Annotated in this window: 15 protein-coding genes; 6 read left to right on the top strand and 9 right to left on the bottom strand. The window is 42.6% G+C overall.

The annotated features are described in order from the left end of the window. Window positions 1-106: 106 nt before the first annotated feature. Window positions 107-1117 (top strand): dipeptide epimerase, encoded by a 1011-nt coding sequence (locus AC1MCB_RS16980; RefSeq protein WP_479965908.1) that lies wholly within the window; start codon window positions 107-109, stop codon window positions 1115-1117. Window positions 1118-1135: 18 nt separating this feature from the next. Next, window positions 1136-1513 carry a DUF2784 domain-containing protein gene (locus tag AC1MCB_RS16985; RefSeq protein WP_479965909.1) on the top strand — a complete coding sequence of 126 codons (378 nt, stop codon included), beginning with the start codon at window positions 1136-1138 and terminating at the stop codon, window positions 1511-1513. Between the two features lie 528 nt (window positions 1514-2041). Here AC1MCB_RS16985 and AC1MCB_RS16990 read toward each other — a convergent pair. The 5 genes from AC1MCB_RS16990 to AC1MCB_RS17010 all read right to left on the bottom strand — a co-directional run bounded on the left by AC1MCB_RS16990 (window position 2042) and on the right by AC1MCB_RS17010 (window position 4322). Continuing rightward, entirely contained in the window at window positions 2042-2170 is a 129-nt protein-coding gene (locus AC1MCB_RS16990; RefSeq protein WP_479965910.1) for a hypothetical protein, read from the bottom strand. A 5-nt stretch (window positions 2171-2175) separates the two neighbouring features. After that, window positions 2176-2541, bottom strand: a complete 366-nt coding sequence (locus AC1MCB_RS16995) for an IS200/IS605 family transposase (protein ID WP_479965911.1) — start codon at window positions 2539-2541, stop codon at window positions 2176-2178. 284 nt (window positions 2542-2825) lie between these two features. After that, on the bottom strand, window positions 2826-3731 hold the full coding sequence (locus AC1MCB_RS17000) for a prohibitin family protein (protein ID WP_479965912.1): 906 nt from the start codon (window positions 3729-3731) through the stop codon (window positions 2826-2828). Window positions 3732-3807: 76 nt separating this feature from the next. Then, window positions 3808-3999: a DUF6358 family protein gene (locus AC1MCB_RS17005; protein WP_479965913.1), complete on the bottom strand. Its 192-nt coding sequence runs from the start codon at window positions 3997-3999 to the stop codon at window positions 3808-3810. A gap of 5 nt (window positions 4000-4004) precedes the next feature. After that, entirely contained in the window at window positions 4005-4322 is a 318-nt protein-coding gene (locus AC1MCB_RS17010) for a rhodanese-like domain-containing protein (protein ID WP_479965914.1), read from the bottom strand. A 355-nt stretch (window positions 4323-4677) separates the two neighbouring features. Here AC1MCB_RS17010 and AC1MCB_RS17015 point away from each other — a divergent pair, with 355 nt between their 5' ends. The 4 genes from AC1MCB_RS17015 to AC1MCB_RS17030 all read left to right on the top strand — a co-directional run bounded on the left by AC1MCB_RS17015 (window position 4678) and on the right by AC1MCB_RS17030 (window position 9498). After that, window positions 4678-5799: a DUF4407 domain-containing protein gene (locus tag AC1MCB_RS17015; protein ID WP_479965915.1), complete on the top strand. Its 1122-nt coding sequence runs from the start codon at window positions 4678-4680 to the stop codon at window positions 5797-5799. Window positions 5800-6037: 238 nt separating this feature from the next. Beyond that, entirely contained in the window at window positions 6038-7870 is a 1833-nt protein-coding gene (locus AC1MCB_RS17020; RefSeq protein ID WP_479965916.1) for a M61 family metallopeptidase, read from the top strand. Window positions 7871-7913: 43 nt separating this feature from the next. Further along, entirely contained in the window at window positions 7914-9209 is a 1296-nt protein-coding gene (locus tag AC1MCB_RS17025) for a M20/M25/M40 family metallo-hydrolase (protein WP_479965917.1), read from the top strand. Window positions 9210-9309: 100 nt separating this feature from the next. After that, entirely contained in the window at window positions 9310-9498 is a 189-nt protein-coding gene (locus AC1MCB_RS17030; RefSeq protein WP_479965918.1) for a hypothetical protein, read from the top strand. 6 nt (window positions 9499-9504) lie between these two features. Here AC1MCB_RS17030 and AC1MCB_RS17035 read toward each other — a convergent pair whose 3' ends face one another. From AC1MCB_RS17035 to pafA, 4 genes are all read right to left on the bottom strand, one after another. Further along, window positions 9505-9993 (bottom strand): N-acetyltransferase family protein, encoded by a 489-nt coding sequence (locus tag AC1MCB_RS17035; RefSeq protein ID WP_479965919.1) that lies wholly within the window; start codon window positions 9991-9993, stop codon window positions 9505-9507. 1 nt (window position 9994) lies between these two features. Then, window positions 9995-10561 carry a thiamine pyrophosphokinase gene (locus AC1MCB_RS17040; RefSeq protein ID WP_479965920.1) on the bottom strand — a complete coding sequence of 189 codons (567 nt, stop codon included), beginning with the start codon at window positions 10559-10561 and terminating at the stop codon, window positions 9995-9997. A gap of 34 nt (window positions 10562-10595) precedes the next feature. Beyond that, window positions 10596-11231 carry a thiamine phosphate synthase gene (locus AC1MCB_RS17045; RefSeq protein ID WP_479965921.1) on the bottom strand — a complete coding sequence of 212 codons (636 nt, stop codon included), beginning with the start codon at window positions 11229-11231 and terminating at the stop codon, window positions 10596-10598. Window positions 11232-11305: 74 nt separating this feature from the next. Then, a complete protein-coding gene (gene pafA / locus AC1MCB_RS17050) occupies window positions 11306-12949 on the bottom strand; it encodes an alkaline phosphatase PafA (RefSeq protein ID WP_479965922.1) in 1644 nt (547 codons plus the stop codon). Between the last annotated feature and the right edge of the window lie 54 nt (window positions 12950-13003).

Here is a 13003-nt window from a genome sequence, read left to right on the forward strand (position 1 = left end):
CAGCGCTTTCATTTATCGTTTTGTCACCAAAACAAGATGACTATGCACTTGCATATTAACAAATTCGCACATTTGCATATTGCCGCTCCCTTATAGACGAAAAATAATGAAGATAGGTTACAAATCCTTTGATTTAGAATTAAAATATCCCTTTACGATCGCCCGTTTCTCGCGGACATCGACCCCGGTTATGCTATTGGAGATTTCGTATGATGGCTTAACCGGACACGGTGAAGCCTCAATGGTACCTTATATGGGGGAGAATATTGAAACGGCCGCGGAATTCCTGTCAAAGGTTGACTTGTCGTGGTTAAAATATCCCTTTCACTTCGAAGAAGTGACTGCATATCTTGACCAAATATCTGCCGGTGATCCCAATGTAAAAGCGGCCATTGACATTGCTTTGCATGACCTGGCCGGTAAAATCAACAATATCCCCTGCTATCAAATGTTTGGTGCTGATCCGGCGTTGATGCCAGAAACATCTTATACGCTGGGTATTGATTCTCCGGAAGTAATCATTCGCAAATTGCAGGAGGCTGGAGATTGCAGGATCATAAAAGTGAAGTTGGGTCGGGATAACGACAAAGAGCTGATCGATACGATCAGGTCGGTCACGGGTAAGCCGCTATTTATTGATGCTAACCAGGGGTGGAGAACCAGGGAGCAGGGATTGGAAATGGCTTGCTGGCTGGCCGAGCAGGGGGCAGTGCTTATCGAGCAACCACTGTCTAAAGACGACCTCGACGCGAATGCCTGGATTACGGAAAGGAGTCCTATACCTATTCTTGCCGATGAAGCGGTACAGCGCCTTGCTGATATTGAAAAAATCAAAGGAGCTTATCATGGTATTAATATGAAGCTTATGAAAAGTGCCGGCATGAACGAAGGTTATCGCATGATTAAAAGGGCAAAGGAACTAGATATGAAAGTTTTGATAGGGTGCATGAGCGAAACTAGCTGTGGCACGCTCGCCGCTGCTGCCCTAGCGCCCCTTTGTGACTGGGCTGACCTGGATGGCCCTTTCCTTACAAGCAATAATCCTTACCGTGATCCTGAATTTAAAGACGGGAAATGGGTGTTGACTGAGGATGTGGGGCTGGGTATTAGGTTTTAGGCATTAGGTATCTTCATCATGTATATTTTGGTGGATCTGTTTTTTACTTTCCTGCATATTGCCATTATCGGCTTTAATATCCTGGGCTGGATCTGGCCGAAAACCCGTAAAGCACACTTTATCTGTGTGATACTAACCTTGTTTTCCTGGTTAATTTTAGGGCTCTGGTTTGGTATAGGCTATTGTCCGATCACAGACTGGCAATGGCAAGTGAAAGAACACCTGGGTGAAACGCATCTTCCTAACTCATTCATCAAATACTTTGCGGATAAGATCAGTGGGAGAGATATCAATGCTGATTCTGTGGATACATTGACAGCTGGAGGTTTTGGGTTTGCTGTGGTGATGGCGGGGTATTTTAGGATTAGGAAGGGAACCCAAAAAATCAAAAATTGAGTGGTGGGTGATTCCATAGATGAACCTATACTTCTTTGACCACGAGGCAATATTTCATATTGATCCTAGCGGCTACCGACATTTTGCCCGAATGTGATCCAAGCCGGGCGATACCTCTTAAACTCCGAATTCCGATCTTTATCATCGTAAATGGAGTTGGCCTGTAGCCGTGATGGTGATTACCTTAGATGTCGGATGTTTTTACCTTCATTTCAAGCCGATCGATTCGTCGTAGACTCCGCATACCGATCAATAATTATTTTATAGAATAGCGATTTTACACGCAGTAATGTACTAGTATGTGAGTGTCATAAATTCACGTGCGCTAAGCTGCCTCGTAGAGGCAATAGGTCGGTAGTACAAACGATGTACGTAATTCATTGCCCCGTAAGGGCAAAAGATAACTTGCGCGCTAGTAAGTGAAATTAATTTATCACCATGGCTCGTGTAGGCAAACTAGTCCTTAATTGGATCACTCTGTGAAGTGAGCCTGGTCGTCAAAACATTAATAATAGCTGGTTTCAACGCTCATTCTAGCTCTTTGTATACATAACGATCATCATATTCAATTTCAAACTGATTTAAAAAGCTTTTATACTCGTCCACAAACGTCTTTCTGCGATGATGTACCTGCTGGTTTTCAATGTAACGTGCCACAGAGCTTATTTGAGATCGCGAATATGAAAAAGCACCATAACCTCTTGCCATCGAAAAACAGAAGTGTTCAATTTTTGACTGTTTATCCACTCAGATGATTCGCCTTTGACCATTCTTATTAAATCTGATAGGCTTTGGTTGGGTCTGAATCCAAAGAAAACATGCAGATGATCAGACATGCTGTTGACGGCGATTAACTTATGTCCGTTGTTTTGGATAATACCTGTAATGTACTGATTTAAGCGTTCCTGCCATTCAGGTTTGATTACAGAATCTAACAGCAAAAATACAGTGAATGTGAAGTTGCGTATAGGTATTTGCCAATTTTGGATTTGTGAAGTTGAGAGTGATTTAGCCTTAGCTGTATACAATATAACATTTATTAAAATATCCCGTACCTGAAGATTAAGCAATTATACGGAAGTTAGAAGATTATATTCACAGCACTACGTCGATTTCTTGGGTAGGAGCACTCCTTTTGCCCCTACGGGGCAACTTTTAAAATTATACTATTTCTACCGACATTTTGCCCCCAACGGGGCATTTATAAGCGTTTTAAGTGGTGTCCGAATTAATGCAACGCAAAGCTGATTCGAATGTCATTACCCAATCACCATTCTTTAAAATTATTCATTGCACAAAATAGAAATTTCTCCTAATTCCCCCCAAGAATAATCGGCGTGCCCTTGCTATTACCCATGATGAGGACCTTGGTGTTTGGTGATTTTGCGATCTCTTTTTGGGCAAGAATGCTTTCGTATTGCAGCTGCTTATCACTTAAACCAGTAGAAAGAATCCGCTGATAATCAGCGATACCTTGTGCTTCCACCCTTTTGCGCTCTGCTTCCTGACGTTCCTTCTGAAGTACGAAGGTCATCTTCTGAGCTTCCTGCTCAGCATTGATCTTCGACTCGATAGTAGTTTTAACAGAGGCAGGCAGGGTGATGTTGCGGACAAGCAACTGCTCTAACTCCAGACCACGTGCGGAAAAACTCTTGTTAATCGTGTTGAATATTTTAGCCTGAAATTCATCGCGTTTGCTGGAGAACAGGGCAACTGCGTCGTACGCTACTGCATTATCACGAATAGCGGTTCTGGAAATCGGCCTTACTACTTTATCCAGGTAGTCTGTTCCAATCTCACGCAGGATAATGGGGGCAGAAGCTGCCTTCACACGGAATAGCACCGAGAGATCAATTACAACCTCCAGTCCGTCTGCAGATAGGACCCTGAGTGCATCATCTGCAGACGGACTTCCTTCATCAGTGGCTCCGGACATGGTGTAATTTTGTGTTTTTACATCAAAGGTGGTGATCTCGGCAACCGGATTCACTACATTTAAGCCGCTGTAAAGCACATCATTGTCAACCTTGCCAAAGATTGATTTAACCCCAACCGTACCCGCATCAATCACTTTAAACATGGAAGTTAGAGCGCCGGCAATAATAACGACCAAACCGGCTATCCGGATGAGGTTGCCAAATCGTGCGGACTGGTCATGTTGACGGGAAACGAAGATGCCGGCCAAAAGGACCAGAACTCCCAATACTATTAGAAACATTTGAGTAGGATTAAGCTTTAAAGATAGAAATTAACTTATGACACCAGTGCGCATAAATAAAAAGCGATGGAGCTGCTTATTTATGCTTTTTAGTGAATTCTCTAACGTTTTTTACCAGGCGCACTTTTAGATAAATGCACATAGCAATCGCGAAGATTGCGATTACTCCGTAAGCGTAAAAGTTATTTTTGAAGGACCATACGATGGAAAAGCCCAGAGTGATGATGGCAATATTTAAAAAAATATTGGCTATTACTTTCTTTACCATAGGAATTAATAAACCTGCATGTCAGGATCGTATTCTGCTGCCCAGGCCAAAATCCCACCTTTAAGATTATATAAATTGGTAAAGCCGTACTTTTGTTCCAGTTGCATAAGGGCTGCAGCACTGCGCGCTCCGCTGCGGCATTGAATTACAACCGGCTTGTCTTTGGAGATCTTTCCGGCTTCGATCAGAACGCCGGCAAGCGGGATATTTTCTCCATTGATATTCGACATTTCATATTCAAAAGTTTCACGAACATCTATCAACTGGAAATCTTCTTTATTGTCGAGCTTTTGTTTTAATTGTGCTACTGTAATTTCTTTCATGATATTGATGACTGATTAGTCAAAGGTATTGATTTTTAAGGATAACAATTAAGACCATCAATTGGTGTATTGATTTATGATAATGTGATGGTAAACTATTCAGATAATTATATTTGTAGTGGCTGTGTAACATGTTTAACTCCCGCTCGTTTTATTAATGATTTATTTCGATTTTTAACACCCTGATAATTAAGGAGAAAGAGGTTGCGTAAGGCTGGTAAAACACGAGGACAGTCTCATGATGTACTGGTGATCTGACCTTAAGTGATTGGTAAGAAACAATGTTTTTACTTGCTTAAGGATTGGCATGATATTGAAACAGGGAAGCTAACGGCTTTAATAGCATAAACGATTAATGAAAAGAATAACTGACTTTTTTTGGTTCTGTTCCGGAGCTCATGTGGGCACCTTGCAAAAATTCCCGACAGAACACAATAAATATGTGGGCATAGGCGCCACTATATTTTTCACGGCACTTTTCGCAGCTCTATCTGGTGGATATGCGATGTACTTTGTTTTTTCAGGGAGTGCGGGCGCGGTGTTTTTTGCTCTTTTCTTTGGAATAATCTGGGGGCTGGCCATCTTTAATATGGACCGCTATATAGTCGCCAGTATCAGCAAGAGCGGAACCACTAATCAGCAGATAATGCAGGCTACGCCGCGGATATTGCTTGCCATTATGATCGGTCTGGTTATTTCAAGGCCGCTGGAGTTAAAGATCTTTGATAAGGAGATTCGTCAAAAACTAAAAACCAGCTACTTGAACGGACAGCGATCCAAGATTGACACGTTGAATAAAACCTTCAATCTGAAATACGGATCAGAGCTGGGTAAGATTGATGAGCTAAAGAAGGAACGGGATTCGCTTCAGGCAGATATTAAGCAAAGCCGCTATATTTTGAATCAGGAGGTATTTGGAGATAAAACAAATCAGACCTCTGGAATAACAGGTTATGGGACTTATGCGAAGCAGAAAGAATCGCTGGTTGTGCAAAAAGAACAGCGTCTTGAAGCGGTGAGGACGGAGATCGCGAGCATGGACAATTTCTTTAATCGTCGAAAGGAACTTGACGGAATTTCTGAACAGCGTATGTTTAGCGGCAGGCAGCTCGACAGCCTGTCAAACGTCGCGGGGTTCGCTGATCGAAATTGGGCTTTGGGTCAGCTCACCTTTAAGGAAGATGGCTCAAGAGATCTTGATAATTACCTGGCGATATCTTTTATAGGGTTTTTGTTCATACTCTTTGAGTGCTTACCCGTTTTTGTGAAACTGATGAGCAATAAGGGTCCTTACGATTTTGCTTTGGAAAACGTTGAGGAGTCAGCTGTTCACGGCGCTTACAGAGGAAAAGACTACGATATTGCTGTCACGGATGGAGTGTACGAGACTAAGGTAGACACAGAGATTGAAAAGCAAAAGGAGCTCATACGAAGAAGATCTACACGAGAATTGCGTGAGTACGATGTGGAAGTCTGATTTTGACTTTAAGTTCAGACCTTTTGGTGAGCTTCTCTTCGGCATCACGGTCTCCAGACGTTTGATAGGCTGCAAGGGATCCTCGAAATGACGCAGTAGTGGAAATTCCTGCTTCTTAAAGGACCAGTAAACTTCTTTGTAAAATGTTTGATGCATGCGCCTGCATTAAGAGCATCAGCATAAAGTCTATTTCTTTTTATCAGCTATTAAATTTAATTTCAGCGGCATATTAATAATTATGATCCGACTAAAGTTTTTTGCCGCTGCTTTCTTATTGTTTTCAACAGGTCTGGCTTTCGGTCAGAACGAACTTCAATACGAGATATCTTTTCCAAACGCTGTTCACCATGAGGCTGAAGTAAGTTTACTTGTTCCGCAGATTCCGGCTGGTCCGCTTACGGTGCGCATGAGCCGTTCTTCTACGGGCAGATACGCAACCCATGAGTTTGGCAAGAATATCTATAATCTGCAGGCATTTAATACTTCCGGAAAACCTCTTAAGGTTAATCAAATCGAGGGTGACGTTTACCAGGTGGCGGAGCATGACGGAACTGCTCGAATAACTTATACCATATTTGGGAATTGGGTTGATGGTACCTACCTGGCCATTGATAAGACCCATGCTCATATGAATATGCCTGCCACCTTTCTATGGGTGAAGGGGATGGACGACCGGAAGATCACCGTTAAATTTAATGACCTGGAAACCTACGGGTGGAAGGTTGCCACACAGCTTATCCCGGGCAATAACGATACTTATTCTGCACCGAACCTGCAATATTTTATGGATAGCCCGACGGAGCTTTCAGCTTTTAAATCAAGCAGCTGGGAAGATATCGATTCCGATAAATCAAAACAAACTATCAGGGTATCGATACATAGCATTGACAACCAGATCGTGGTTGATAATTATACTAACATGATCCGCCGTATGGTTGATGAGTCGAAAGCAGTTTTCGCTGAGCTGCCAAGGTTTGATTATGGGGAGTACACTTTTTTACAGGATGTAAATAAGGAGAATGGCGGTGATGGAATGGAACATCGTAATTCTACTGTTATTGTGGAGCGTACAGACAAAGTGGAAGGCAATGAAGATGACCTGCTAAGTACTTTTTCTCATGAGTTTTTTCACGCCTGGAATGTGGAACGTATCCGTCCGAAAACATTAGAGCCTTTTAATTTTGAGCATGCTAATATGAGCCATGAACTTTGGTTTGCGGAAGGTTTTACGCAATACTATGGTTCGCTGATTTTGAAAAGGGCTGGCTTCCGCGACTTGGATTCTTATTGCAAAACTATTGCCGGCCTTGCTAATAATGTGTTGAATATGCCGGGGGCTAACACGTTTTCGGCACCGCAGATGAGCAGGTATGCTGTGTTTGCTGACGCTGGTGTGGCGGTGGACCAAAACAATCAGGTAAACATGTTCACTTCTTATTATACCTACGGGGCAACAATCGCTCTTGCTTTGGATCTTCGGTTGAGGTCTGAATTTAAGTTGACCCTTGACGATTACATGCAGGCGGTTTGGAAGGCCCATGGCAAAACTGAGATACCCTACACAATGGAGGACCTGGAGAATGTGCTGGCTAATTTAACCAACAAAACTTTCGCTGGTGACTTCTTCACCCGCTATGTGCATGGCATCGAAAAGAACGATTATGTGAAATTACTTGCGAAAGCTGGCCTGGCACTACGCCGCGCGTCCCCGGAGCAAGCATCTCTGGGCATGTTACGCCTTGTTGCGGCCAACGGAAAGCTAAGGCTAGCAATGAACACCTTGAAGGGCTCGGCAGCCTATCAGGCGGGCTTGGATAACGGAGATTATTTCCTGAAGATCAATAGTGACGAGTTGAAAGTGCCAGCTGATTTGACCACGTTTTTAAGCAAGTACAAGCCAGGTGAGGAAGTAACATTAACATTTGAGCACCGCAACGAAGTACAAACAGCCAAAGTAAAGCTTCAGCCTAATAACGCCTTTGAAGTGGTGCTGATTGAGACCACCGGTAAGAAGCTCACTACAGAGATGAAAAAATTCAGAGCTTCATGGCTGAACAGCCAGGTTAAATAAGTTTGTATTAGCTCTTCAAAAAACTCACCCATATTTAGACTAAATGAAAAAAATTTTAGGAACTGCACTGTTGCCATTGCTGGTTATGTCGGCCTGTACGGTTCAAAATCCAGACCGGTTGGTCAATACTAACAATGTGGAAAGGATTATTCGTACTCTCTCTGCAGATGATATGCAGGGTAGGGGAACATTCACGCCGGGTATAGAAAAGGCCGCTGAGTTTATAGCAAATGAATTCAAGGAGATTGGGTTAAAGCCTTTAACAGATACAGGTAACTTCAGGCAAGAGTTTACCATGACTCGTATAAAACCCGGTGTGCAGGAAGTATCTGTAAATGGTATCAGTGTGGCAGGGACTTCAGTGCTAACGGTAACTGAAAATGCTTCTGTCAAGTGGACAGAGAGTTCGGGAATTGAAGTACTTAACGTAAAGGCTGGTGAAAGCTTTTTTGATCGGTACAGGGCAATTTCCCGGGCGGATAAATCTGTTTTAGTTTTAGTTGATGCGTCACACGCTGATGCATTCAAGCGCCTTTACGAATTCAGCAAACGTGGTAAAATAGTAGATGAAGCTACCGAAGGCAGTGCAAAGGTTTTTATACTGGGATCAAATGAAGCAGCTACGTTTTCTGTTAAAATCACAAATACTATTGAAAAACTGAAGCTGGCTAACGTTGCCGGAATTCTGCCAGGTAAATCCAGGGAGAAAGAGTTCGTTGTTTTCAGCGGACATTATGATCATATTGGCATAGTTAAAGGTCAGGCAGACACGATTGCAAATGGTGCTGATGATGATGCTTCCGGGATAACAGCCGTCATTTCGCTGGCCAAATACTATAAAAAGCTAAACAGTAATGAGCGTACGCTGATCTTTGTTGCTTTTACAGCCGAAGAGATAGGTGGTTTTGGTTCCCGTCATTTCTCAGAGCAGTTGAATCCGGATGATGTGGTCGCGATGTTTAACATTGAAATGATTGGCAAGGAATCAAAGTTTGGCAAAAACGCTGCGTTTATCACCGGCTTTGAAAAGTCTGATTTTGGTGAGATACTTCAGCGTAACCTGGCCGGCACAGCCTTTACCTTCCATCCTGACCCTTATCCTAAACAGAATCTTTTTTATAGAAGCGATAATGCAACCCTGGCGGCTTTGGGAGTACCTGCACATACTATTTCTACCGACCAGATTGACACGGATAAATTCTATCATACGGTAGGTGATGAGTTCTCAACCCTAGATGTAAATAATATAACGGCGACTATAAAAGCTATTGCTTTAAGCTCCAGAAGTATAGTGGAAGGGAAGGATTCTCCTAAAAGAATACCGAAGCTTGAGAAGTAATTTTTAGAGGGTTTCAATTTTTACGACAAGCCTGAGAAAGTGTAAAGCACTTTTTCAGGCTTTTATGTTTTTGTATATTTAGATACCTAAAGCATCGGTCATGATAAATATCCGTAAAAGATACATTGTTGACGAGAACAATAATAGAATTGCCGTTCAGCTAGATTTGGATACTTATGAAAAGATTGAAGAGATCCTTGAAAAGCACTGCTTGAAGCAGGAGATTGAAAATCAAAAAGATGATATTGTGTGTGATAAGTCCAGCGGAGTTTACAATAAGTTTGGCTAGGCTTAGTTATAGTTCCTGCCTCATGATGTAATCGTTCAGCACAAATTGCTGATAAGGAATGTCGACTATTTTATGAACTGCAAAACCTAATTTAATATAAAAATGATAAGCAGAATTATTGCGATTAACATTCAGCTCCAGTGTTTTCCCGCCAAGTTCTTTAACGATCTTCATCACTTCGAAGATCAAGGCCTTTCCGGTGGCTTTACCTTGTTCTGAAGGCAGAACGTAGAGCTTTTCCAATTTATAGACCGAGTTTTCGGGATCCGTGAGTGAATATGCTGCAAATGCTACTGGTGTTTCGTTCCTTTCGGCAATCAGGAAAGTCATACCTTTATTCATCTGCATTTCCAGTGCATCTTCGGAGTACATATTTTCAAGCATAAACCTGATTTGTTCCTCAGGAATGACCCCGGTATAGGTTGGCCACCAGGTTTGATGAGCAAGCCGGTTAATTGCCTCAATATCTTTCAAGTTTGCCTGCCGAATAATCATTTTAGATCGTTTCAGAGATAAATAAAAAGGGTTGGTCGAATGTCAAGGTATAGAATCCGTCCTTCTCGGTTTCAAGAACAGTATCGCTGATGTGCTTTAAACCTGAGGTTTGCAGGTTCTGCACGTCATGAAGAAGGACGATTTTTTCGCCTGCAGACTGCCATTTGCTAAAGCCGGAATGCACCGGGAAGATCTTATGGTTAGATATGAAGATCACAATATTGATGTCTGCTTCATATAACGCATAATCTTTGAGGGCGAATTCATTAGTAACAATGTTAACTGCCGGGAATTGCTCGCTCACCAAAAACTTTAACGCATCTTCAAGCTGCTCTGATGAACTAGGGATTATCCTTGTATTCTCCTGAGCATAGAAATCAAGATTGGATGTCAATACTCCATCGATCTTGATACCGAGTGATTCGGTGTGATCGTACATATCTTCGGCTACAATAACCATTGGACTCCACTCTAAGAGCTGACCAAGGTTTTCTGCAAGGAATCCCTCGAGACTCATAATGAGTAAGGCTGGTTCTTGTTTTTCGCGTACTATGTGGTGAGATGACATGCAGCAAAAATAGCGAAGGAATCTTTATAATGCGTTACACGATCTTTTTATAGATCTGGCGGAACGCCTCCCCCGGATCAGATGACATATTCACAGCAGCGGAAACAGCAATCCCATAAATTCCAGTTTCCAATAATGCATCCACATCTTCTACTTTAATGCCGCCCACAGCGACTAATGGGAGGTTTAATTCTGCCTCGGACATCTGCGCCATAATTTCCCTGTAACCTTCAAAACCGAGTAGTGGGTAATCATTGGGCTTAGTTTCAGTTAGAGCAAACGGTCCGCAGCCGACATAATCAACAACTCCGGAAAGTGCTATCCTGCGGATATCGTCAAAAGAGTTAGCTGAAGCTCCTAGAGTTTTTTCATCCGTGATGATCTCACGGATAGCCGCAAAGTCTGCCTCCATATCTTCAAGGTGCACACCCTGAGCATCTACTTTATCAAGTAAATGATAGTGGTTTGTTAAGATCAGCGTTGCCCCCCAGTCGTCGCAGATGGACGCAACGTGGTGGATTTCAGGGATCATTTCTTCATCTGTCTTGCTCAGGCAACGATATTGGATCCAGTTAGCACCAGCTTCACAAGCTATTTGCGTTTGTTCTGCGTGACTGCGATGTGGGAGATCCTGCGTTAAGTAGTGGAACCTGGAAATGTATTTCCTCATAAAATGATATATTAGCTATTCTGAGGGAACTGAAAACATTTCCGGTTCCCTCAGAATGAAAAGATCTTAAATTCCTATTTCAGGGCTTCTGCAATGGGCTGACCAATAGAGCCATTGGGCACCTGGATCTTCAAAAGGGCTGCCATCGTGGCCGCAATATCTGTCATTCCCGTTGCTTTGTATGTTTTTCCCGGTTTTATTCCCCAGCCCATAAAGACTAATGGAATGTGCGAATCATAGGGATTCCAGGAGCCATGGGTAGAACCAGTAGTGCTGTAACCGCTGTAATAACCTGGTTTCAATATTAGTTGTATTACCCCGCTCCGCTCTCTGTTATAAGCATTGATGATTTTTTCTTTGAGTATCTTTGGAATAGCAGCTGCTCCGACTTCGTCCATATCAAGGGCATAGGCCACGCCCGGTTGTGTGCGTAAAAATGAAACGGTTAAGTTTCTTATTTCAGACTCCTTTAGTTTTTCAGCCTCAATAAGCTGATTGTTGAAAGTCACCTGGTAGTTACTGAAGCTAAGAGCCAGGTTCTTAGTTTTAAACTCGTCTTCCAGTGCAGCGTTCAAATCCTTCAATACCTGGCTGGTCGGCCAAAAGCCTGCGGCCAGCTTATTGTCAATCATAAAGTTCGGGTTATGTGCAACTCCGTGGTCTGCTGTTAAAAAAGTTGTATAATTTCCCTTACCAAGCTTTTCGTCAAGATAGTCCAGGAGGTCAGCCATATCCCTGTCGAGGCGTAGGTAGGTATCTTCAACGCCTATAGAATTGGGACCTAACTGATGACCAATATAATCAGGAGAAGAAAAACTTACCGCCAAAAAATCCGTTACGCCATTATTGCCAAGATTTTCATTATCGATAGCTGCCTTCACCATATCAAGAGTAAGCGAATTTCCGTAAGGTGTACTGCGAATAATACCTACCCCTTTGTCGATCATGTTTGAGGTCTTTACTGGAAAGGTACTTTCAGTGGTTCCGGAAAACTTTCCTTCGTAGCGATTATTTTGAACTGAACTCTGGATATAGCTCTTAATAGGGTAAAGCGTGTTCCAATCTTTCTTCAAATATTTCTCAGGAAGATTCTGACTGTTTAACTTTTTAACCCAGGCTGGTAATCCCTGCATGTAGTAGGTAGAGGTAATCCATCCACCACTTGCATCATCAAACCAATAAGCGGCGTCCGCCGAGTGACCAGCTGGTAATATAGCTCCACGATCTTTTAAAGAAATCCCGATAACTTTTGAGCGGAAATTAGTGGCTAATTTCAATTCATCGGTAATTGTACTTGTTAGCATATTCCTTGGAGACATCTGGCCTGCTTTGGAGGTACTGCCTACAGTTTGCACTGTTGTATCACCTGCACAATACATTGTTTTCCCGGTAGCCTGAATGATAAAGTCATTACCGGCAATACCATGCAGTGCAGGTACAGAGCCGGTGTATACTGTTGTATGCCCGATACCGGTTACGGTTGTTACATAATCGATATTGGTGTTTTCAGCTGCGAAGCCTTCATTCAACATCCGTTTAAATCCACCCGCCTGATAACGATCATAATAGCGGTATAGAAAGTCCCAGCGCATCTGGTCAACCATAATACCGACCACCAATTTTGGCCGGGCTAACGGTGCTTCTGTTGGCGATTTAATCTTTTGAGCTGAAACACTAAGAGGTAATAAAAGTGCAATTAGCAAGTGTCTGATCTTCATTGTATCTGGATTTTAAATCCGGCTAATATCGGTTATTACAATTAATTGCAATGT

It is taken from the genome of Daejeonella sp. AP26 (assembly GCF_056680515.1).

Excerpts from the sequence above, each read along its gene's own strand:
- AC1MCB_RS16980 (WP_479965908.1), top strand. The coding sequence starts at position 107 with ATGAAGATAGGTTACAAATCCTTTGATTTAGAATTAAAATATCCCTTT.
- AC1MCB_RS16985 (WP_479965909.1), top strand. The coding sequence starts at position 1,136 with ATGTATATTTTGGTGGATCTGTTTTTTACTTTCCTGCATATTGCCATT.
- AC1MCB_RS17000 (WP_479965912.1), bottom strand. The coding sequence starts at position 3,731 with ATGTTTCTAATAGTATTGGGAGTTCTGGTCCTTTTGGCCGGCATCTTC.
- AC1MCB_RS17005 (WP_479965913.1), bottom strand. The coding sequence starts at position 3,999 with ATGGTAAAGAAAGTAATAGCCAATATTTTTTTAAATATTGCCATCATC.
- AC1MCB_RS17010 (WP_479965914.1), bottom strand. The coding sequence starts at position 4,322 with ATGAAAGAAATTACAGTAGCACAATTAAAACAAAAGCTCGACAATAAA.
- AC1MCB_RS17015 (WP_479965915.1), top strand. The coding sequence starts at position 4,678 with ATGAAAAGAATAACTGACTTTTTTTGGTTCTGTTCCGGAGCTCATGTG.
- AC1MCB_RS17020 (WP_479965916.1), top strand. The coding sequence starts at position 6,038 with ATGATCCGACTAAAGTTTTTTGCCGCTGCTTTCTTATTGTTTTCAACA.
- AC1MCB_RS17025 (WP_479965917.1), top strand. The coding sequence starts at position 7,914 with ATGAAAAAAATTTTAGGAACTGCACTGTTGCCATTGCTGGTTATGTCG.
- AC1MCB_RS17030 (WP_479965918.1), top strand. The coding sequence starts at position 9,310 with ATGATAAATATCCGTAAAAGATACATTGTTGACGAGAACAATAATAGA.
- AC1MCB_RS17035 (WP_479965919.1), bottom strand. The coding sequence starts at position 9,993 with ATGATTATTCGGCAGGCAAACTTGAAAGATATTGAGGCAATTAACCGG.
- AC1MCB_RS17040 (WP_479965920.1), bottom strand. The coding sequence starts at position 10,561 with ATGTCATCTCACCACATAGTACGCGAAAAACAAGAACCAGCCTTACTC.
- AC1MCB_RS17045 (WP_479965921.1), bottom strand. The coding sequence starts at position 11,231 with ATGAGGAAATACATTTCCAGGTTCCACTACTTAACGCAGGATCTCCCA.
- pafA (WP_479965922.1), bottom strand. The coding sequence starts at position 12,949 with ATGAAGATCAGACACTTGCTAATTGCACTTTTATTACCTCTTAGTGTT.